Source organism: Klebsiella sp. MISC125 (genome assembly GCF_051131775.1).
Taxonomy (GTDB): Bacteria; Pseudomonadota; Gammaproteobacteria; order Enterobacterales; family Enterobacteriaceae; genus Klebsiella.
The window spans coordinates 3012570-3033840 of sequence record NZ_CP180448.1; the positions used below are offsets into that span (position 1 = coordinate 3012570).

Annotated in this window: 18 protein-coding genes and 1 riboswitch; of the genes, 9 read left to right on the forward strand and 9 right to left on the reverse strand. The window is 54.6% G+C overall.

What is annotated here, in order from left to right; genetic code table 11:
• The first annotated feature begins 171 nt into the window (after positions 1–171).
• Positions 172–2472: an FdhF/YdeP family oxidoreductase gene (locus ACMYSL_RS14285; RefSeq protein ID WP_434663686.1), complete on the forward strand. Its 2301-nt coding sequence runs from the start codon at positions 172–174 to the stop codon at positions 2470–2472.
• 43 nt (positions 2473–2515) lie between these two features.
• On the opposite strand, the gene ACMYSL_RS14290 is transcribed toward ACMYSL_RS14285, so the two are convergent.
• Both ACMYSL_RS14290 and ACMYSL_RS14295 read right to left on the reverse strand, forming a co-directional pair.
• A complete protein-coding gene (locus ACMYSL_RS14290) occupies positions 2516–3133 on the reverse strand; it encodes a LysE family translocator (protein WP_434663687.1) in 618 nt (205 codons plus the stop codon).
• Between the two features lie 85 nt (positions 3134–3218).
• On the reverse strand, positions 3219–4019 hold the full coding sequence (locus ACMYSL_RS14295; protein WP_304259307.1) for a helix-turn-helix transcriptional regulator: 801 nt from the start codon (positions 4017–4019) through the stop codon (positions 3219–3221).
• Positions 4020–4182: 163 nt separating this feature from the next.
• Between ACMYSL_RS14295 and ACMYSL_RS14300 the strand changes: the two genes are divergently transcribed.
• Positions 4183–5076: a LysR family transcriptional regulator gene (locus ACMYSL_RS14300; RefSeq protein ID WP_434663688.1), complete on the forward strand. Its 894-nt coding sequence runs from the start codon at positions 4183–4185 to the stop codon at positions 5074–5076.
• Here ACMYSL_RS14300 and ACMYSL_RS14305 read toward each other — a convergent pair.
• A complete protein-coding gene (locus ACMYSL_RS14305) occupies positions 5073–5681 on the reverse strand; it encodes a class I SAM-dependent methyltransferase (RefSeq protein ID WP_182238790.1) in 609 nt (202 codons plus the stop codon). The two genes, ACMYSL_RS14300 and ACMYSL_RS14305, sit on opposite strands and share 4 nt — an antisense overlap.
• Positions 5682–5785: 104 nt before the next feature.
• On the reverse strand, positions 5786–7195 hold the full coding sequence (locus tag ACMYSL_RS14310) for an MFS transporter (protein WP_434663691.1): 1410 nt from the start codon (positions 7193–7195) through the stop codon (positions 5786–5788).
• Between the two features lie 803 nt (positions 7196–7998).
• Between ACMYSL_RS14310 and mgtA the strand changes: the two genes are divergently transcribed.
• From mgtA to mgtU, 3 genes are read left to right on the forward strand one after another with little or no spacing between them, the layout of a single operon-like run.
• Positions 7999–10731, forward strand: a complete 2733-nt coding sequence (gene mgtA / locus ACMYSL_RS14315) for a magnesium-translocating P-type ATPase (protein WP_434663693.1) — start codon at positions 7999–8001, stop codon at positions 10729–10731.
• 18 nt (positions 10732–10749) lie between these two features.
• Positions 10750–10842 (forward strand): protein MgtR, encoded by a 93-nt coding sequence (gene mgtR / locus ACMYSL_RS14320; protein WP_182238782.1) that lies wholly within the window; start codon positions 10750–10752, stop codon positions 10840–10842.
• 10 nt (positions 10843–10852) lie between these two features.
• Positions 10853–10939 carry a magnesium transporter protection protein MgtU gene (gene mgtU / locus ACMYSL_RS14325; protein ID WP_369685506.1) on the forward strand — a complete coding sequence of 29 codons (87 nt, stop codon included), beginning with the start codon at positions 10853–10855 and terminating at the stop codon, positions 10937–10939.
• Positions 10940–10973: 34 nt separating this feature from the next.
• Here mgtU and ACMYSL_RS14330 read toward each other — a convergent pair whose 3' ends face one another.
• The 3 genes from ACMYSL_RS14330 to ACMYSL_RS14340 form a co-directional block, all read right to left on the reverse strand.
• On the reverse strand, positions 10974–11984 hold the full coding sequence (locus ACMYSL_RS14330; protein WP_434663694.1) for an ABC transporter substrate-binding protein: 1011 nt from the start codon (positions 11982–11984) through the stop codon (positions 10974–10976).
• Between the two features lie 8 nt (positions 11985–11992).
• Positions 11993–14122 (reverse strand): TonB-dependent receptor, encoded by a 2130-nt coding sequence (locus tag ACMYSL_RS14335; protein ID WP_434663696.1) that lies wholly within the window; start codon positions 14120–14122, stop codon positions 11993–11995.
• A gap of 266 nt (positions 14123–14388) precedes the next feature.
• Positions 14389–15261: an arginase family protein gene (locus ACMYSL_RS14340; RefSeq protein ID WP_434663699.1), complete on the reverse strand. Its 873-nt coding sequence runs from the start codon at positions 15259–15261 to the stop codon at positions 14389–14391.
• 149 nt (positions 15262–15410) lie between these two features.
• Here ACMYSL_RS14340 and ACMYSL_RS14345 point away from each other — a divergent pair, with 149 nt between their 5' ends.
• Positions 15411–15992: a TetR/AcrR family transcriptional regulator gene (locus tag ACMYSL_RS14345; RefSeq protein WP_434663701.1), complete on the forward strand. Its 582-nt coding sequence runs from the start codon at positions 15411–15413 to the stop codon at positions 15990–15992.
• Positions 15993–16055: 63 nt separating this feature from the next.
• Here the strand turns inward: ACMYSL_RS14345 and katG are convergent, their stop codons facing one another.
• Together katG and ACMYSL_RS14355 are read right to left on the reverse strand one after the other, a co-directional pair.
• Positions 16056–18233, reverse strand: coding sequence for a catalase/peroxidase HPI (katG, locus tag ACMYSL_RS14350; RefSeq protein WP_434663703.1), 2178 nt, complete (start codon positions 18231–18233; stop codon positions 16056–16058).
• A gap of 265 nt (positions 18234–18498) precedes the next feature.
• The gene (locus ACMYSL_RS14355; protein WP_434663705.1) at positions 18499–19431 is read right to left on the reverse strand and encodes a LysR substrate-binding domain-containing protein; all 933 of its coding nucleotides are present in this window, start codon (positions 19429–19431) and stop codon (positions 18499–18501) included.
• A gap of 99 nt (positions 19432–19530) precedes the next feature.
• Between ACMYSL_RS14355 and ACMYSL_RS14360 the strand changes: the two genes are divergently transcribed.
• The 3 genes from ACMYSL_RS14360 to ACMYSL_RS14370 all read left to right on the forward strand — a co-directional run bounded on the left by ACMYSL_RS14360 (position 19531) and on the right by ACMYSL_RS14370 (position 21227).
• Entirely contained in the window at positions 19531–19965 is a 435-nt protein-coding gene (locus tag ACMYSL_RS14360; protein ID WP_181486193.1) for a DMT family transporter, read from the forward strand.
• A 9-nt stretch (positions 19966–19974) separates the two neighbouring features.
• Positions 19975–20436 carry a DMT family transporter gene (locus ACMYSL_RS14365; protein ID WP_434663707.1) on the forward strand — a complete coding sequence of 154 codons (462 nt, stop codon included), beginning with the start codon at positions 19975–19977 and terminating at the stop codon, positions 20434–20436.
• Positions 20437–20495: 59 nt separating this feature from the next.
• A riboswitch (ZMP/ZTP riboswitch) is annotated at positions 20496–20575 on the forward strand.
• A gap of 19 nt (positions 20576–20594) precedes the next feature.
• A complete protein-coding gene (locus ACMYSL_RS14370) occupies positions 20595–21227 on the forward strand; it encodes a LysE family translocator (RefSeq protein ID WP_434663709.1) in 633 nt (210 codons plus the stop codon).
• Positions 21228–21271: the final 44 nt, after the last annotated feature.

Genomic DNA, 21271 nt, shown 5'->3' on the forward strand with positions numbered 1-21271 from the left:
GTTAAATAAGTTAAATCTAACGCGTGATAGATAACATTGATTATACAGTTACCGCCCTGATTGTTATGCTTTCGTTAACAAAACGCCCGTCATACTTACTGGTAGCGGGCGATAAGAAATAATGCGGCGCTTCACCTGCAATCCGCCGCCGAAAGCGTATCAGGAGTCAACATGAGTAATAAAAGACGCGTCGTCCCTGGCGTCCATCCCTATGATGGCCCGGCGGGCGGTTGGGGAGCATTAAAAGCCACCGCCATCACCGTTCGCACGCAAATGGATGCGCTTGATGCCCCCGCAACGCTACTGCGCACCAACCAGCCGGATGGTTTTGATTGCCCCGGCTGCGCCTGGCCGGACAAAGAGCATAAATCGACGTTTCAATTCTGCGAAAACGGTGCGAAAGCGGTTACCTGGGAAGCCACCAGCAAACGCGTCACCGCGGAGTTTTTGGCGGCCAACACCGTCACTTCGTTGCTGGCGAAGAGCGATTTCGAACTGGAAGGCTACGGGCGCTTAACCCAGCCTTTGGTTTACGATAAGGGCAGCGATACGCTACGTCCGCTCGCTTGGGAAGAGGCGTTTGCCCGCATCGGCGAAATCCTCAGCGCGATGCAACCCAACGAAGTGGAGTTCTACACCTCCGGGCGCGCCTCCAATGAAGTCGCTTACTTATTCCAACTGTTTGCCCGCGAATTTGGCACCAATAACTTCCCGGACTGCTCCAATATGTGCCACGAATCGACCAGCGTCGGCCTGCCGCAGTCTATTGGCATCGGTAAAGGCACGGTTTCGCTGGATGATTTTGAGAAAACTGAACTGGTTATCTCCATCGGTCATAACCCCGGCACCAACCATCCGCGCATGATGGGCACGCTGCACGAACTGGCGCGCCGTGGTGTCCCGATCATTGTTTTCAACCCGCTAAAAGAGCGGGCGCTCGAACGCTTCGCCGATCCGCAGAACGTTATTGAGATGGCGACCTACAGCTCGACCAACATCGCCTCCACTTATTTCCAGGTTAAAGCGGGCGGCGATGCGGCGGCGTTGAAGGGCATTGCGAAGGCGCTGCTGCGGATGGAAGAAGAGCAGGGCGAAGTACTGGATCGGGAGTTTATCGCCGAACATACCCTGGGCTTCACTGACTTTGCGCAGGATCTGCATGCCACAAGCTGGCCGGATATTGAACGCGAGTCGGGCCTGACGCGCGACAGTCTTGAACGCGTGGCGCTGGCTTATGCTAAATCGAACGCCACCATTATTACCTACGGGATGGGCATCACCCAGCATAACAAGGGTACCTCGAACGTACGCCTGATTGCCGATCTGCTGTTGATGCGTGGCAATATTGGCAAGCCAGGGGCCGGGATCTGCCCGCTGCGCGGCCACTCCAACGTGCAGGGCAACCGCACCGTGGGCATTACCGAAAAACCGAGCGCCCAGTTCCTTGCCAACCTGCAACGGGTGTTCGGATTCACGCCGCCGCAGGAGCATGGTCACGATGCGGTAAAAGCGCTACAGGCGATGATCGACGGTGAAGCAAAAGCACTGCTGTGCCTTGGCGGTAACTTCGCGGTGGCGATGCCGGATCATGAGCGCGCTTTCCCGGCGGTGCGAAGCCTGGATCTAAGCGTGCATATTGGCACCAAGCTTAACCGCTCGCATCTGTTGGTGGCGAAAGAGACCTTTATTCTGCCGTGTCTGGGGCGTACCGAGCTGGATATCCAGCAGACGGGGCGTCAGTCGATTACCGTGGAAGATTCGATGTCGATGGTTCATGCCTCGTCGGGCAAGCTAAAACCGGGTTCACCGCAGCTGCGCTCTGAACCGGCGATTGTTGCTGCGATGGCCATGGCGACCCTGCCGGAGAGTAAAATTGACTGGCTGGGGCTGGTCGCCGATTACGACAAGATCCGCGACCTGATCGAGCAGACAATTCCCGGTTTTGATGATTACAACCAGCGTATTCGCCATCCCGGCGGCTTTAGAATGCCGCTGCCGCCAACAGAACGTATCTGGCCGACGCCAACCGGCAAAGCGATGTTCTCGGTTTTCCACGGCGTGCACGAAAACCAGCAAGTTGATGGTGACGATGTGATGCGTCTGGTTACGCTGCGTAGCCACGATCAGTACAACACCACGATTTACGCCATGGACGACCGTTACCGCGGCGTCTTTGGCCGTCGCGATGTGCTGTTTATGAATGAGCAGGATATGGCGGAGCAGGGGTTCGAGCACGGCGACCGGGTGGATATTCGCTCCGCGCTGCCGGGTAATCACCAGCGGCTGGAAGATATCACGCTGGTCGCTTACAGCATCGCGCCGGGCACCGTCGCGGCTTACTATCCCGAAGCTAACGTCCTGGTGCCACTGGATTATCTCGATAAAGAGAGCGGCACGCCCTCTTATAAATCGGCGCCTATTCGCTTGACGCTACGCTCGAAAGAGATCCGTACGCTGGAAGGGATTCGTTAGGTCAATACTCACCCACGGCGTATTTACCGCCGTGGGCGCTCCGCTACTTTTGCGCCAGAATAAGCTTAATACCCAGCCCGACAAACCCGGCGGCGAAGCTCACTCTGAGCCCCTGTAAGACCCTGGGGCGTGTTAGCACATATCCGCGCATCGCCGCTGAAAATGCGCCATAGAGCATGAAAATCAGCAGCGTCATCAGCATAAATATTCCGCTTAATATCAGCATCTCCTTGATCGGGGAAGCCGAGTCGCTGTGGATAAACTGCGGCAAAAAGGCGAGAAAAAAGAGCGGCAGCTTGGGGTTAAGCAGATTGATCAGGATAGCGTGGGTAATCACCTGGAGTAGATTGCGTCTCTCGCTATTTTCCACGCTCAGGCTACCGCGCTGGGTGAGGGTGGCCCACGCCAGATACAGCAGCCAGGCGACGCCCGCATATTTCACCAGTTCGAATGCGCCGGGCGTACTGTGGAGGATCGCCGCCAGCCCGGTTATCGCCGCAAGCATATGCGGAATAATGCCCAGCGTGCAGCCGAAGGCCGCGGCAAAACTCATGCGCCTTCCCGCCGATAAACCGGTGGCGATGGTGTAAAGCGTCCCGGTGCCGGGGGCGATAACCACAATAAGTGAAGTCAGAAGAAACTCAGGGCTGATTAACGACATAACGTAGTTCCTGGCGTAAAGAATCGAAGGCCTGAGTATTTATGAAAGCGTCGCGTCGGTATTGAACAAAATTGCACGCCGCCAGCTAACGGAGCGCCTGATAGCGTCCTGGCGTCATGGCGAACTGTTTTTGAAAGGCACGGGTGAGATGGCTTTGATCGGCAAAACCGGCCATCAGCGCGGTGTCAGCGGGTGAATGGCCAGCAGCTAACAGACGGCGTGCCAATCGCACGCGGGACTGTATCAGGTAGGCGTGCGGCGTGATGCCGGTTTCGCGTGCGAAGCCGCGGATCAGTTGAAAGCGGCTGATACCGCTCAGGGCGGCGAGAACGTCGAGAGAGATTTTCTCTTCAGGGGCATCATCAATATATTGTCTGGCCAGCGCAACAGCCGGAGAGTCGCATTTATCAGGCGACCTGGTGCAGAGATGAAAACGAGTGACCCGCATCAGGCATTGCAGCAGCGCCTCTTCCACTGCAATATCGTCGGTCACAAGGGCGGTAATCTCGCTAAAAAGCCGTTGCATAAGCCCGCGCAGCTGCGGGTCCTCAACGACCGGGCGCAGGAGAATATCTTCGGCCTTCCTCTCTCCCTGAAATTCGCCAGCAACCCGTTCAGGGTTGAGATAAACCATCTGCCAGCTGCGGGGACCATCCAGCGGAATGCCATCGTGCATCTCTCCCGGGTTGACCATAATGATATTTCCGGCGGCGGCCTCGATTTTGCCAAGATGGCTCCACGAGTGCTGCGCGCCCTGAGTGAAAATGCCGATACCAAATTGATCGTGCGAATGGCGCGGAAAGCTCTGTTCCGTGACTAACGACATGGCTTCCAGCCCCGGCAGAGTTAGCCGGTGCTGCTGAACGTGATGAAGGCGAGTTTTCAACGGTTTCTCCTGCCAGTGCATGGCATGAGTGTAGCCCTGTGAACGTGGGACCAGCAACAGCCGAACGGCGCTTGAATTTCGTCAACGCTGCACATAACATTTAACTAACATTTTCTGCTGTGTTTACAGCACAATGAGAAAGCGCAAACACACTGGGTAACTGATGGATATCAAACAGCTTAAATATCTGATTGCGCTCGACCGGACGCGTCATTTCGGCCAGGCCGCGGCGGCCTGTCATATCACCCAGCCCACGCTTTCTATGCGTATTCGCAATCTTGAAGAAGAACTTAATTTGACGCTGATCCAGCGTGGGCAGCGGTTTGAGGGATTTACCCCGGAAGGGGAACGCATTCTGGCGTGGGCACGAGCGCTGCTGGCAGCGCACGACGGGCTGGAAGCGGAGGCGGCGATTTGTCGCGGGCAGATGGTAGGTCAGTTAAGAGTCGGAATGGTGCCGTTAGCCAGCCTGAATCCGATGCAACTGATTAAACCGCTGGCGGATAAATACCCGGAGCTACAGTTCAGCCTGCTGTCGATGACTTCGGAGCAGATCATCGACGGCGTTAGCCGCAACCAGCTGGATCTTGGGATCTGCTATCTGCACCACGTCGATAGCCAATTGTTTAATGTGGTCTGGTTGCCAAATACCCGCATGGGTTTGCTGCATGATAAGCGTCACTATCAGTTTGAGGATACGACTCCTGAATGGGAGACGCTGGCCGCGCTGCCGCTGGGGTTTCTGACGAAGGGCATGTACTACCGCGAATCGATAGAAATGAGCTTTAAGGCCAAGGGGCTGGCGCCGAAGTACGTCTTCGAAAGCGACTCTACTTTTCAGATTATCCAGGCGGTGCAGGCCGGGATCTGCTGCGCGATCATGCCGCTCAATAACGGTCTTGAAGCGTTGAGCGATAATCTGGACATCAGACCCATCGCGGAGACTGAAGTTGACTCGATGTTGGCGCTGATTATGCGCAACAAAGAACCGGTATCGTCGCTGGCGGAAAAATGTTTTGCCGATGCGCAAAGGATTTTTGGCGAGTCGGTAAGCTAGCCGCGCTTAGCCGCCAGCCAGACCGTGCGGCCACCGCACTGCGGGTCCTCCACGCTATGTTTCACCACCTTGAAAGCATATTGTTGTAGCAATGCCTGATACTCCTCCGATGCCAGGCTCGAGTGGTAAAGCGGCTCGCCAGCAAACAGGCCGATCGCCTCGCCGTTGCTGGTACCGGTATTAAACATCAACGCCGCGCCGTCATCAGCATGGGCGGCGAAGAGGCTAAACATCCTGCGCTGATCGGTCCGCGGAAGATGGAAAAAACTGTCCCACGCCAGCACGCCATCAAACTTTTCTGCCAGCGCCAGTTCGCGCATATCTCCGGTTAGCCAGCGGCCGGCGGGGAATTTCTGCTGACACAGGGCAATCATTGACGGCGAAGCATCAACACCCGTCACGCGAAAACCCCGGCTGAGCAGATATTCGGCAATCGGCGAGGCATTGCCACAGCCAATATCCAGGATCGCTCCTCCAGGCTTGATGATGCTGAGAAATCTGTCCAGCCACGGCTTTTCAAACAGGCTGGTAGAGCGCAGGGTCTGAAACGTGGCCCACTGCTTTTCATACAGCGCGACGATGTTTTTTGCTGAAGGATGATCCATTTTTTCCTACCTGATTAGCGACTACTCGCTCATAGCCTGCCATCTGCGACTGGATAAATTCAAGCCTGACGTGTGTTCTGTCAGGCATAAAGTGGCGCTCTCTATCAGATATCTTCCAGACTAATTCCCCGGGTTTTTGGACCAAAAATTCCCACTGACAGCATCACCATCAGCATACTGGCGACAATAAAGCTGATGACGCCTGGCGTACCGGCATATTGCAAAATAATGCCGATCAGAATACTGGTGATCGCCGTCGACAGGCGGCTGAAGGAGTAGCAGAAACCTACCGCCCGTGCGCGAATACGGGTCGGAAACACTTCAGCCTGATAGGCGTGGTAGCTGATGGTCAGCCAGGCGTTGGACCAGGTGATCATAAATCCGCAAATCACCAGCAGCACCGGGCTGTTTTGTAGCGCAAACAGGGTGCCGAACACCACGGTCATCAGCGCCGAGAGAACTATTTGCCATTTGTTTTCGAAGCGATGTACGAAGCGGGTGCAGAAAAGGCAGCCAATCGGGTAGGCCAGCGTAATAAAGAACGCATACAGCAGGCTATGGGTGATGCTTGCCCCCTGGCCGGAAAGCAGTGCGGGCAGCCAGTTACCAAAACCAAAGAAGCCGATTGCCTGGAAAAAGTTCATCACCATCAGCATGATGGTGCGTTTGCGGTATTGCGGAGCCCAGATCTCTTTGAAAGCCCCCATTTTGCGCTGAGACGGTTGTTTCTCGACATGGTGGCGGGGGGAAGGAGAAACGCCGCAGCGCTGTTCCATTTCGCACATCACCTCGTGCGCCTCTTCATGACGGCCTTTTTCATCCAGCCAGCGCGCTGACTCCGGCAGCTTTTTGCGAATAACCCAAATTACCAGGGAGCAAAGAGCACCGAAGATAATCACCCAGCGCCAGCCGGTGAGGCCGAAAAGGGTGATCGGTACCAGCATCCATGACATCAGCGCCACCGCAGGTACCGATAAAAACTGGATAAAGAAGGCGAAAGCGAAGGCTTTGTTGCGCAGATGCGTCGGTACCCATTCGCTTAAATAGGTGTCGATGGTTACCAGCTCAATACCGAGGCCGATCCCAACCAGAAAGCGGCAGAAAATTACCCCTTCGGCGCTGTTCTGCAACGCCATAATCAATGAAAAAATGCCGTACCAGGCGAGGGCAAACATAAAGGTGTGGCGTCGCCCCAGTTTATCCGCCAGCGGTGCAAGCAGGCTGGCACCGATAAACAGCCCCAGAAAGGTGGATGAGGCGAAAGCCGCCTGGTCGGAGATACCAAAGATGCCGTTCTCGCCAGTATGGAAAATATCCTCTGCCAGCAGTCCGGTACTGATATACCCGGTCTGAAAAAGATCGTACAGCTCGAAGAAGCCGCCCAGCGCCAGCAGAGTGATAAAAGACCACAGGCCGATGGAGGCGGGCAGCGCATCGATGCGAGCGGTTAAGCTGGCGTGGGGTTGTCCTGGGGAGGCGAACGTGGCGTCGCCCAGAACCTGGGTGGTAGACATATTATTATTTTCCTCAGATAAAATGTTTGCCTGCTAATGTTAATTGATTGTTAATAGTTTTAAATTTTTAATCGCTTCTCTTAACGACGCTGTGTAGCGGAAAATGTTGATGAAATGTGAAAGTGTTCGTGAATACGCTGGTTTTAAGCGACACAGGCGGCAGGATTTGAAGCAAACCACCGGGGGAAGCGGAATGGGGGCCTGAGTTCTTTTTCTGTAACGTCAAATGATCAAATAATTTTAGCTATTAGATAATTCTAAACAAACCATCACCAAAGCGACATTTTAACTTTACTCAAATAATTGAGTGACTATAATGAGCACAAATTCAATCAGGAGAAATATGTTGGACAGTCACCCTTACTTAAACATCAAGGCAAGCTGACGCTATTTCTTTTGCGCTGCTTGCCACCCGGCGGGCAGCAATCCTTCTGTTATTGACGATTGCATCCCCTATAAAGTAAACGCAGCGCTGCTGCGAGGATAATCGTCATGTTCATGTTTAAAAACACGCTGTTTCCTCCACCACGTCTTCGACGCTAATCGCCTGTCAGGGCGAGGTTTTGTCGCGTCATCGTTAAAGTTGGCAGTTGTTTCTTCCCGCAAAATGGAAGAATGTTTGCTGCCATTTTTATATTTTACTGATGCTTTCTTAATTCAATCATCCTGCGAATGGTCGCATAAGGAGGGAATGATGGATATTCCCATAGGCCTAAAGTAATACGCGCTTAATAGCGAAAGAAATACATTATGCATAGATATTTTATGCAGGGACAAACACGTTTTAAATTTGGGGAACAATCATGACTGACATGAAAATAGAAAACCGGAAAGTAAACCGGTCTGCGTCAGAAAATGATAAGCAGCATAAAAAGAGCTTCGCAATTGAGACTGAGGCGTTTAACAGCCCGGACCATACGCTGGCGCGGCTAAACAGCAGCCGTCAGGGGCTGACAACGGAAGATGCCTTTGAGCGGCTTGAGGATTATGGCCGTAATGAGGTTGCGCATGAACAGGCACCTCCGGCGCTGATCCAGCTTCTGCAGGCATTCAATAACCCGTTTATCTATGTCCTGATGGCGCTGGCCGCCGTCAGCTTCGTGACCGATTACTGGCTACCGCTGCGTAACGGCGAAGAGACCGATCTGACCGGAATTATCATTATTGTGACGATGGTCAGCCTGAGCGGGTTATTGCGTTTCTGGCAGGAGTTTCGCACCAACAAGGCGGCGCAGGCGCTGAAATCGATGGTTCGCACTACCGCCACGGTGCTGCGTCGCGGCCCGGGCAATATCGGCCCGGTTCAGGAAGAGATTCCTATTGAAGAACTGGTGCCGGGCGATGTGATTTTCCTCGCTGCGGGAGACCTGGTTCCGGCGGACGTTCGTCTACTGGAGTCGCGGGACCTGTTTGTCAGCCAGTCGATTCTCAGCGGCGAGTCGCTACCGGTTGAGAAATATGACGTGATGGCCAGCGTCTCCGGCAAGGACAGCGATCGGCTACCTTCGCCGAACAAGGATAAAAGCCTGCTTGAGCTGGGCAACATCTGCCTGATGGGTACCAACGTCACCAGCGGCAGGGCGCAGGCGGTGGTTGTGGCGACCGGAAACCGCACCTGGTTTGGTTCACTGGCGAAATCCATCGTTGGAACCCGTACCCAGACGGCGTTCGATCGCGGAGTGAACAGCGTCAGCTGGCTGCTGATCCGCTTTATGTTGGTGATGGTGCCTATTGTGTTGCTGATCAACGGATTCAGCAAAGGCGACTGGGTCGAGGCGTCATTGTTCGCCCTGGCGGTCGCGGTGGGCCTGACGCCGGAAATGCTGCCGATGATCGTCAGTTCAAACTTAGCGAAAGGCGCTATCGCCATGTCGCGACGCAAAGTGATCGTCAAGCGTCTGAACGCCATTCAGAACTTTGGCGCGATGGACGTATTGTGCACCGATAAAACCGGCACCCTGACCCAGGACAATATCATTCTTGAGCACCATCTCGATGTGAGCGGTGCCGAGAGCGACCGGGTGCTGACCCTGGCGTGGCTGAACAGCAGCAGCCAGAGCGGCGCGCGTAATCTGATGGACAGAGCGGTGCTGCGTTTTGGTGAAGGGCGGATTTCCCCCTCGACGAAAGAACGCTTTGTGAAGCTCGATGAACTGCCGTTCGACTTTGTGCGTCGCCGTGTGTCGGTCTCGGTAGAAGATGTGCGTCATGGCGACAAAAACCTGATCTGCAAGGGCGCAGTTGAAGAGATGCTGATGGTGGCGACGCATCTGCGCGAAGGCGATAAGGTGGTCGAGCTGGATGAAACCCGTCGCGATCTGCTGTTAGCCAAAACTGAGGACTACAACGCTCAGGGTTTCCGCGTCCTGCTGTTGGCGACCCGCAAGCTGGATGATGCCGCTCTGACAACTCCGCTCAGTACTGCCGATGAGCAGGGATTGACGGTCGAAGGAATGTTGACCTTCCTCGACCCGCCGAAAGAGAGCGCGGGAAAAGCGATTACCGCGCTGCGTGATAACGGCGTAGCGGTGAAAGTGTTAACCGGCGATAACCCGGTGGTGACGGCGCGTATTTGCCTTGAAGTAGGGATTGATGCGCACGACATTTTGACCGGGGCACAGATCGAAGCGATGACGGATAACGAACTGGAGCGCGAAGTAGAAAAGCGCGCGGTGTTCGCCAAACTGACGCCGCTACAGAAATCACGCATTCTGAAAACATTGCAGAAAAACGGCCATACCGTTGGCTTCCTCGGTGATGGTATTAACGATGCCCCGGCGCTGCGTGACGCTGATGTGGGGATCTCCGTCGATAGTGCGGCGGATATCGCCAAAGAGGCTTCCGATATCATCCTGCTGGAAAAAGATTTGATGGTGCTGGAAGAGGGCGTCATCAAGGGGCGTGAGACCTTCGGCAATATTATTAAGTACCTGAACATGACCGCCAGCTCTAACTTCGGCAACGTCTTTTCGGTGCTGGTCGCGAGCGCGTTTATCCCGTTCCTGCCGATGCTGGCGATCCATCTGTTGATCCAGAATCTAATGTACGATCTGTCCCAGCTGTCGCTGCCGTGGGACAAGATGGACAAAGAGTTTCTGCGCAAACCGCGCAAGTGGGATGCGAAAAACATCGGTCGCTTTATGCTGTGGATTGGCCCGACGTCGTCCATCTTCGATATCTCCACTTTTGCGCTGATGTGGTACGTGTTTGCGGCGAATAATGTCGAAGCGCAGGCGCTGTTCCAGTCCGGCTGGTTTATCGAAGGGCTGCTGTCGCAGACGCTGGTTGTGCATATGCTGAGAACGCAGAAGATCCCGTTTATCCAGAGCCGCGCCACGCTGCCGGTTCTGCTGACCACCGTGCTGATTATGGCGCTGGGTATCTATATCCCGTTCTCGCCGCTGGGGGCGATGGTGGGATTAGAGCCGCTGCCGCTGAGCTACTTCCCGTGGCTGGTTGCCACGCTGCTGAGCTACTGCCTGGTGGCGCAAGGGATGAAGCGCTTCTATATCAAACGGTTCGGTCAGTGGTTCTGATGAAAAGGAGGTGTCGAGATGAATCGTTCTCCAGACAACCTCATCGCGCTGATGTTTTTCCTGGTGGGTTTACTGGTGCTGCTGTTGGCCCTCCGGCAAATCATAGAGTGAGGAAAAGATAATGCGAAAAACTCCGCTGGATAACGTGTTTATTCGGGTGGTGATGATTGCGGTCATCATTATTTTGCTGACTATCTGGATAAGATAAAAGGAACCCCGGGCCTGTGGCCTGGGGTTTTGACTTATTGTTGCGGCGGTAGCGCCTGTAAAATCCGCCCAGCCTCTTTCTCATTAAGCGGATAATCAAAAAAGCGCTGATAGAAATCACGAGTGACGCTCACCATATCAACATTGGCGAAGCGCTGTGGATGAAACAGCTTTGCTGCCCACTGAATTTGCAATGCGCTTTCGGTGCCATAACGATCCCACGGGAAAACGCCTGACGGATTCTGCACCACCTGACCGTTTTTCACCGCCTTCAGGCTGGCGAAAAGCCCGGCCCAGGCTGATGTCTGCCAGTCGCCGCTGCCGGGGCCGAGGATAATAATATCCGGCTGCCAGGCCAGCACTTTTTCCGGCGAAACCTCCTGCATGTTGCCATTAATCTCCTCTGCGACGTTTTGACCTCCCGCCAGGCGGATCCAGGTGTCAATCAGCGTATGGCTGCCGTCAACTTTCAGCGGCTTCAGCGATTGAATATGCAGTACTCGTGGGCGTTCATTATCACTGAGTGACGCTGTTTTTTGCCCGACGCTATCAATAACTGATTGAAGATATTGATTATATTCGCTTGCTCGCGTCGACGCTTGTTCGCTACCAAACACCTGCGCGGTGGTGGTTAGCGAGTGCTGTAGCGAAGGATAGTCGGTAAAACGCATCTCCATAACCGGCAGGCCCGCCTGGCGAAACGCCGCGGCATCACCGTTATCTTTCGCGACAAATACCACCTGGGCTCCCTGAGCGAGCAGCGCCTCGCTGGTGAAGTGCGGCCCGCGAGCGATCAGTGCCTGATGCAGCTTCGGCGCAATATGGAACATCCACGGGCGCGCGTCAGGGCGGTTGACGGTAGCGACAATTTTGTCGCCCACTCCCAGCGTCATCAGCAGCGAATGGTGGGCGTACCAGCCTTCGGCAATCCTGTCCACGCTGTCGGGAAGGGTAACGTTGTGTCCGGCATCGTCGGTCACCTGACGGGAAGCCAGCGCCGGGAAGGCCAGAAAAGCGCAGAGTAAACCAGCAGCTAATTTTTTCATTGGGCTCCTTAGAAGTCGAACTGCACTGAGACCGTCGCTTCACGCGGCGCGCCTAATTGCGCGCTGGCGTATCCGGCGCCGGTATAGCCGGTTAACGCGCCGGGAACGATGTTGGTCCAGTAGTGACGATTGGTGATATTAGTGACTGCTAACCTAAAGGTGGTGTCGGTATTGAACAACCGGGTGCGATAGTTGCTGCCAAGATCGACAGTGGTATAGCTGCCTACCCAGCTGTCGTTGGCGTTATCGGTCGCGCGGCGGCCAACGTAATGAATGTTGCCATTCACGTCGAGGCCTGGCAGCTGCTGGATGCTGTAAACCGACAGCATATTGGCGGTAAAGCGCGGCAAACCAACGACCTGTTTATCATCCGCGTTGGCGCTTGAGGTGTCATGCAGGCGTGGGTCAAGCCAGGTCGCGCCGCCAAACAGGCGCAGATTACGGGTGACGTGACCATCGGCCATCAGCTCGATCCCGCGGTTTTTCTGCGTACCGTCCTGAGCGAAATCGCCGTTGCTGTTGGTATAAGCAAACGGACGTTCAGCCTGAAATAGCGCGGTGCTTAGCAGCAAATCCTGTGTCGGCGCATATTTGGCACCGATTTCAATCTGGTGGCTGCGGTAGGGGTCGAGCACTTCACCGGCATTATTAGCACCGGTTGGCGCGCTATCGCCTTGCTGCATGCTGTTGGCCCAGGTGGTATAGAGGGTGACGTTATCAATCGGTTTATACATCAGGCTGGCGGAACCGCTGACGCCGTTATCATCGCTTTTGCTGCTGCGCTGGCTGCTTTTGTTGTAGTTGCTGACGGTAAACAGGTTTTCGCTGCCGGAAAGCAGCAGGCTCCACTGCGGGTTAAAGGTCAGCGTATCGCTCAGCAGAAACACGTGCTGGGTGGTAGTGGCTGAATGATAGCGGTCAGTGAAATCAGGATAATTTGGGCGCTCAAACGTCGGATTATCGTTTAGCGAGGAACTGCCCAGCGTCTGGGTACCGCCGCTGCGCGGATTATAGTTTTTCCACACAAAACCGCGCATGCCGAACGCCAGATCGTGCTGTAGCCAGCCGGTCTCCACGCTGCCGGTGAGGTTCGCCAGATAGCTGTTGATCGTAAAACGGCTGGCGGCAGAGTTGGCAGTCGTAGTGGTGTAGTTGCCTTTATTATCGGTGAGCGTATTGGTGACGGCGGTGGATTCGCGATCGGCAATTTGACGCAGCACGCCAACATCCAGCAGCCAGTTGCCGTCAAAGTCATGTTTGATATGCAGGCTACCGGTGGTGGTGGTGTCATCATTCCCGGCGTAATACTGGCCATATTTGTCTTTCGTTGGGTCCAATGCCGACGGAAAATGGGTGCCTTTGGCGAGAGCAAAGCTGCCGGGCATCCCTTTTTGATAGAAGTGATAGTAGCTGAAGTTGCTCTCAAGCACGGTTTTATCGGTCAGCTGAAAATCCAGCGCCAGCCCGGCATACTGATTGCGCTGGCGGCTGCCGTGGGTATAGCCGCTACCATCCTGATCCATCAGGTTGAGACGATATTTAACCCGGTCACCAGCATCCAGTGGTCCGCTCAGATCCAGCGCTGCGTTGGCACCCGAACCGGTGCCGCCGCCGACGGTTACCCGACGCAGCGGAACATCGGTTGGCCGCTTTGATACCAGGTTAAACATCCCCGCTGGGTTAGCCGGCCCGTACAGCGCGCCCGCCATACCATTCAACACCTCGATACGCTGGAACTGCTCCGCCGGGTATTCGGTGGTTGAGACTACGTTAAGGCCATCAATCATACTGTTTTGTACTACGCTACCCTGCATGCCGCGGGTTTGCGGGCGCACGCCTTCGCCCTGTACGGAAGGCATATAGCGGTAAACGTCTTTAACGCTGCCGAGCTGCTGCTGGCGAATCAGAGAATCCGACATGGTTTGTACCGCCCACGGTACATCAAGAAGCTTGCGTTTGCCGAGGTTACCCAGCGTCGCCTGCTTTTGTGCTGCAGGGGTATTGTCATCAAGAGATTCTGCGTTGGCCTGCGGCGCGGCGCTGACCACCATGGTTTCTTCGGCATGGGCGGTAATCGCCATAAACAATGAGGTGCAGGGAATAACCCCGGTCAATAAAGCGAGTTTCGTTAAGCGCATGAGTTTTAATTTCAGACTGGTGAAAGTGGAATGAGGCGAGAGCGACTCACGTCTCCGTCTGAAGGGTACGAATTATAATTGTATGATGATTAAGGGTAGGGATGATCGCTATGTATGTCAATATATAACGACTAGTGTCAATCATTAAGCGTTGCCAGATTCAGTTATTCAGAGTTCTTATTTAATTGATTATTCAATGAATTTCATGACGGTATCCCCATCAGGGAGTAGGCCGTGTTCCCCTGAAGATATCAGGGGAACGGCAATCATTTGAGAAGTGGTAATTCGGCAAGCATCTGCTTAAGGTTTATTGCGTCCCAGGGCAGATGTTCCGCGACGGTAAGTCCTACCGGTAATGCCAGCGCAGTAGCCTGATTGACCAGCGTGACCACTTCGCTCATCGTCAGTTTCCCTTCGGCTACATCGCCAAAGTCGTGTTCCCCGCGTCCCGGTCTGGCGAAGAGCACCGAGCGGAATAGCCCGGGGTTAAGCACATCAAGGTCAAGATGGACAGCCAGATATTCAATACCTTCTCGGGTTATCCAGTCACTTACCGCCTGAGCGCCGTCTCTCACCGCTTGCGGATCGCAGGTCGCGATAGCGTGGTCGGCAAGAAACTGTGCTTCATATTCCAGCGGGTTGTGAATACCGGCAATCATCGCTTTGCGCGGCGATAGAGGCGTTTTAACGTCGCGAGTCAGCTCGTTGTCTCCCACGCCCATCAGCGCGCCAAGGACGTGAGCATGAGAGTGCGGATATTGTGCCGGGGTCATCACGTCCGGGTGCGAGTCAATCCACAGGATGCCAAGTTTATCGCCATATTTCTCAGTGAGATAAGCGAACGGCGCCAGTGAGACCAGACAATCGCCACCCAGCGTCACAATGGTTTGTGGACGGTGCGCTGCGATTTTCTCCTGCGCATCACGCAACTGGGCAACAACCTGGCGACGTCCCACAATCCCATTTTCATTCACCAGCGGTTTATCGGATGGCGGCGTGACGGCGACTTCAGCAACCGGCCCCTGCGATGCGGGAGCCAGCCAGGCAAGAAGCTGGGAACCAAAATAGTAGGGCGCGTTGTTCCCGCCTTGCCATTGCGGGAAGATCAGACGGAGATTATCGTGAGTTGAGTGGGTCATGAAGTCCTCAGTTCAGATGTGAACACAAAAATGAACGAACGTTCATTCACTCTATCTCTCAGCTGAAGTTTGCGCAAGTATCACGGTACAACGTCTAGCCAGTCCCGCGCAAAAGAGGCTAAAATTGCCCATCGCTGGAGGTTGTAAAAATGTCAAAAAATTCAGAAACGTACCATAAACTGATCGTCGCGGCGGCGGCCTGCTTTGCTGAAAAGGGCTTTAATGCCACCAGCGTGCGGGAGATTGCTCAGCGTGCAGGGATTAGCCTCGGGGCGATGTATACCTATTTCAAAGGCAAAGATGAGCTGATTGAAGCGATCATCTTTGAAGAGCAGAAATCAGCGCTGGCAAAGCATCAGGAGCAATTTCACGGCTCCTGCTTTGAGCAGATTTGCAGTCTCACGACCTCGTGCATAGAGGAAGTGGGCTATCCGTCATCTCATCAACTGTGGGTGGAGATCATTGCGGAGTCGGCCAGAAAAGAGCATCTGCGCGCGGCTTTTTCTGCCAGCGACAAGGTTATGCGCGAGGGCGTGGCAGACATTATCCGCAAAGGCGTAGCGGCTGGAGAGTTTAGTCCACATGTTAACGCGCAAGAGGCCACAATGACCATTTTCGCGCTTATTGATGGCTTCATTGGCCGCAAAGCGATAAACCCTGCGTTTAACGTTAAAACAGATGTGCGGAATTTTACGGTGATCATGGCGAGTATTTTGCAAAAGTTGCCGTGAGCCGACTGATGGAAGTAGAGCGAGAGAAAACCCCGACAGGCGCGAAGCCCGTCGGGGAAGGGATTACAGATCGAAGCGATCCAGATTCATCACTTTGGTCCATGCTGCCACGAAATCGGTGACAAATTTCTGCTGCGCATCGCTGCTGGCATAAACTTCCGCCAGCGCACGAAGCACGGAGTTGGAACCAAATACCAGATCAACGCGGGTCGCGGTGTATTTCTCTTCGCCGCTCTTACGGTCACGACCGACAAACAGCTCAGATTGCTCGTCCACGGCTTTCCAGACGGTGCCCATACTGAGCAGATTGGCGAAGAAATCATTGCTCAACACGCCCATACGGTCAGTAAATACGCCGTGCTGGCTGCCATCAAAGTTCGCTCCCAGCGCACGTAGACCACCGACCAGAACGGTCATTTCCGGAGCCGTCAGGGTTAGCTGCTGTGCTTTATCGATCAGCAAGGTCTCTGTTGAAACGCCACCTTCAACGCGACGATAGTTACGGAAGCCATCGGCCAATGGTTGCAACAGGTCCATCGCTTCAACATCGGTCTGATCCTGACGCGCATCAACGCGGCCAGGCGCAAACGGTACGTTTACCCGTACGCCCGCAGCGGCAGCGGCTTGCTCAATACCAACCACGCCTGCCAGCACGATGATATCGGCCAATGACGCTTTGCCCGACGCTTTCTGAATCGCTTGTAGCGTCGGCAGAACGCGGGAGGCAATAGCGTTGACTGGCCAGGATTTCTGCGGCTCCAGCGCCAGACGCGCGCCGTTGGCACCGCCGCGCTTATCGCCACCACGGAAGGTGGACGCTGATGCCCAGGCAACGGAAACCAGTTCACTGACCGACAGGCCTGCCTCGGCAATGGCGGTTTTCAGCGTGGCGATATCCGCTGGGGTCGGAGCGTGGATGGCTGCCGGTAACGGGTCTTGCCAGATCAGATCTTCTTTCGGTACTTCCGGGCCCATGTAACGGGATTTCGGCCCCATATCGCGGTGGATCAGTTTGAACCACGCGCGGGCAAAGGCTTCGTTAAAGGCCTGCGGATCGTTAAGGAAACGGCGGGAAATCTTATCGAATTCCGGATCGAAGCGCAGCGTCAGGTCGGTAACCAGCATCGTCGGCTTACGTTTTTTATCCGGATTAAACGGGTCAGGAATAATCTCCGGAGCGTCCTGCGCTTCAAACTGGATTGCGCCAGCCGGGCTGCGGGTCTGTACCCACTCATATTTGTACAGGTTTTCGAAGAAGTAGTTGCTCCACTGGGTCGGGGTTTGCGTCCAGACCACTTCCAGGCCGGAGGTGATGGCATCCGCGCCCGCACCGCTGCCGTAGCTGTTCGCCCAGCCGAGGCCCTGTGCTTCGATTGGTGCCGCTTCCGGCTCGGCGCCAACGTGGGTGGTCACTGCGGAACCGTGCGTTTTACCCAGCGTATGTCCCCCGGCGATCAGCGCGACGATCTCTTCATCGTCCATCGCCATATTGCCAAAGGTGGCGCGAATCGCAGAGGCTGCGGAGAGCGGGTCACCGCTGGCGTTAGGCCCTTCCGGGTTAACGTAGATCAGACCCATCTCGGTGGCGCCAATGGCTTGCTTATTCAGGCTTTCCGGATGGCGATGCGCCAGCCACTCGGTTTCATTGCCCCAGTCAACATCCAGATCGGGTTCCCACACATCTTCACGACCGGCACCGAAACCAAAGGTACGGAAACCGGAGTTTTCCAGCGCCACGTTACCTGCGAGCATATACAGGTCGGCCCAGGAAATTTTCTGACCATATTTCTGTTTCACCGGCCATAGCAGGCGACGAGCTTTATCCAGGCTGACGTTATCCGGCCAGGAGTTCAGCGGCGCAAAGCGCTGCTGACCACGGCCTGCGCCGCCGCGTCCGTCAACGGTACGGTAAGTACCTGCACCGTGCCAGGCCATACGAATAAATAGCCCGATATAGCTGCCCCAGTCTGCTGGCCACCACTCCTGCGAGTCGGTCAACACGGCGCGGATATCGGCTTTCAGCGCTGAATAGTCGAGTTTTTTGAATTCTTCCCGGTAGTTAAAATTTTCACCCAGCGGGTTCGATCGATTGGAGTGCTGATTTAGCAGGTCCACACGTAGTTGGTTTGGCCACCAGTCGCGGTTGCCGGTACCACCACCGGCGCTCTGCGTTGGCGTTTCGGCGTGAAAAGGGCATTTCCCTGCCGATGGAGTGTTCGAAGGATCGTTTGACGTGCTCATATCAGGCTCCGTTTGCTTTTGTGAATGCCATTACGATATACACTGCTACCAATAAGCGATATTTGAATGAGTCTACGGATTTAATAGCTATTTCCGTTCAATTACTATTATAAAAACCGTGCAATTATTGTTGTTAAACGGTTGGTTATCAAAACCACCGTAATAACCATAGTCGTAACAAAGGGGTAAAGGAAACGTTAAAGTGCTTTCGTCTTCATCGAATGCTAATTGTTTGAGTTATGACAATTTTAGTGCGTATAACCGCTTAGCGCTGCCAGTATAAAGGCGTACCAAAAGCGTCGATAAAATAGTCAATCACCGCGCGCACGTTTAGTGAGGGATGCCGGGCGTGAGGGTAAATAGCGGAAACCGGCGAAGGCGTACTGCTGATAGCGGCGGTATAATTGGTCATCAGTTTAATAAGCCTTCCTTCGCCAATCGCTTCATTCACCATCCAGTCGGGAAATAGCACCACGCCCATACCGCCCAGCGCAGAGGTTAGCAACGCATCGGCATTGTTTGAGGCCAACTGCGGAGTTTGCGGATGGTGCACCCATTCTCCATCCGCAAGGCGGAACAGCCAGCGATTAGGTCCGTTTGAACCGCTGTAGACCAGCGTATTGTGTTGGCGAAGATCCTCTGGGGTCTCCGGAATGCCGCGCCGTTGTAGATATTCCGGGGCTGCAACCAGGTAGTGGTGCTGCATACCAAGCACTCTGGCATGAACGCTGGAATCCGGCAGGCTGCCGATACGAAAAATAACGTCGGTCGCTTCACGGTGAGGGTCGATGAAGTCATCGGTCAGCGCCAGTTCAATTTGCATCTGCGGATACTGTTCCGTCAGGCCCGGCAGCCACGGCGCGATATGGCGCTGACCAAAATAGACCGGGGCGTTGATGCGCACCAGTCCACCAGGCTGGAGGCTCCGGTCCTGAAGATCGCGCCTGGCGGCGCTGAACTGTTCGCTGATGCTTCTGGCATGAGTGGCGAACAGGCGTCCGGCTTCGGTTGGCACCACTGCGCGGGTGTTTCGATAAAACAGCTGTTGACCGAGGGAGTCCTCAAGCTGATGGATGACCCGCGACACCATAGAGGGAGAAACACCTTCCCGCCGTGCGACTACTGAAAAACTCTGGCTGTCGTAAACAGCGATAAATAGCTGTAGCGCCCGAAAATTCACATTGTCTGCATCACTCATTAATGCAATATCCGCAAAAGTGTTTCCTTGATTGTATCGTTTTTTACATCACTCCGCTGCTTTATGCTCTGCCGCCTGATCAATAAGCGAGTAGCAACGATGCAGTTATTACTGATTTTTTTGGTGATTGTCGGCGGTATGGGATTGTCCGTTGAAGCCGGTCTTTTAGGGCCACTGGCCGGGCAGGTAGGGGATTTATGGGCCACATTCAGTATTTTTGGCGTTGGAACCGCGCTGACGTTTCTGCTGATGCTGCTGTTTGGCCCACGACAAAGCCCTTCATTTTTCTCCTTGCCGGGCTGGCAGCTCACCGGGGGAATTCTGGGGCCGATTTACGTCGTCATCTTAACTGTTGCCGTGCCGGTTATCGGTATCGCCATGACCATGATTGGCATTCTCGCCGGTCAGGTATGCAAAAGCCTGCTGATCGACCATTACGGATTGTTTGGCTCGCCAAAACGTAAAATTGATGGTCGGCGGCTTATCGCTCTGCTGTTTATCGTTGTCGCCCTGATTTTAATCGCCACAAGCTGAGGATATCTCATGAGTAGCATAATGATTTTGCTGGCGCTGGTTGGCGGCGCAATGTTGAGCATGCAGGCAGCAATCAATGGCCGGCTAGGCAGCCAGGTTGGCGTATTCCGTAGTGCGTTTCTCACTTTTGCGGTAGGTGGCGTGATTACGGCGCTACTGATTTTTTACTTTGAACCCCGTCAGGCGGCTACGCTGCTGGACGTACCGAAATGGCAGCTTCTGGGCGCATTCTGCGGCGTGCCCTATATTGTGATTATGGTGCTGGCGGTACAGCGTATTGGCACCGCAACGGCGACGGTGGCGGTGATTTTTGGCCAACTGGCCATGAGTCTGCTGATTGATAACTTTGGCTGGCTGGGAAATGATGCCATCACTTTTTCGCCTGGACGGCTGGGGGCGATTATCTGCCTGGGGCTGGCGCTTTTCTTTATCTATCGCTCCAGTACGGCGCAAAAAGACAAAATCAGCTGAAAGATGGCGCCCACCTGTTCAGGTGAGTTGCCGCTCGCCGCCGAACGCGACCATACTGTTCAGCACCATGTTACTGGCGCTTAAGACAGGTTACTGTTGGGGAGCATGGTTTTAGCCGCCGCGCGCCTGGGCATCACTTCATTGACTGGAGATATGCTATGCCTGAGTTTTCGTCGTTGCTAACCTTTGCTCTTGTCGCCCTTGGTCTGGTGCTGACGCCGGGGCCGAATATGATCTATCTGATTTCGCGCTCGATTTGCCAGGGAAGAAGGGCCGGGCTGGTTTCTCTGGGCGGCGTGGCGCTGGGTTTTGTGTTTTATATGCTGTGCGCCGCCTTCGGTATCACCGCGCTGATCTTCGCTGTTCCCTATGCATATGACATTTTACGCATCAGCGGCGTCGCATATTTGCTGTATCTGGCCTGGCAGGCGGTGAAGCCGGGAGGCCGTTCGGTCTTTGCGGTGCGCGATCTGCCCGCAGATAGCGGCCGCAAACTGTTTTTGATGGGCTTTGTGACCAATCTGGCGAATCCAAAAATCGCCATTATGTACCTCTCTTTGTTACCGCAGTTTATTACGCCAGGACACGGCAGCATTCTCTCTCAGTCTTTAGTGCTGGGGTTTACGCAGGCAATAATTAGCGTAGCGGTCAATGCGCTGCTTGTGGTGATGGCCGGACAGGTTTCGTTGTTTCTTGCCGGACGCCCTTTATGGCAGCAGTTTCAGCGCTGGTTGATGGCGACGGTACTGGCGGGGATGGCGGTTAAAATCGCCTTTGAGGCACGCAGGTAGCAGACGGCCTCTCTTTATGCTGGCTAATGGGTATTGACCTCTGT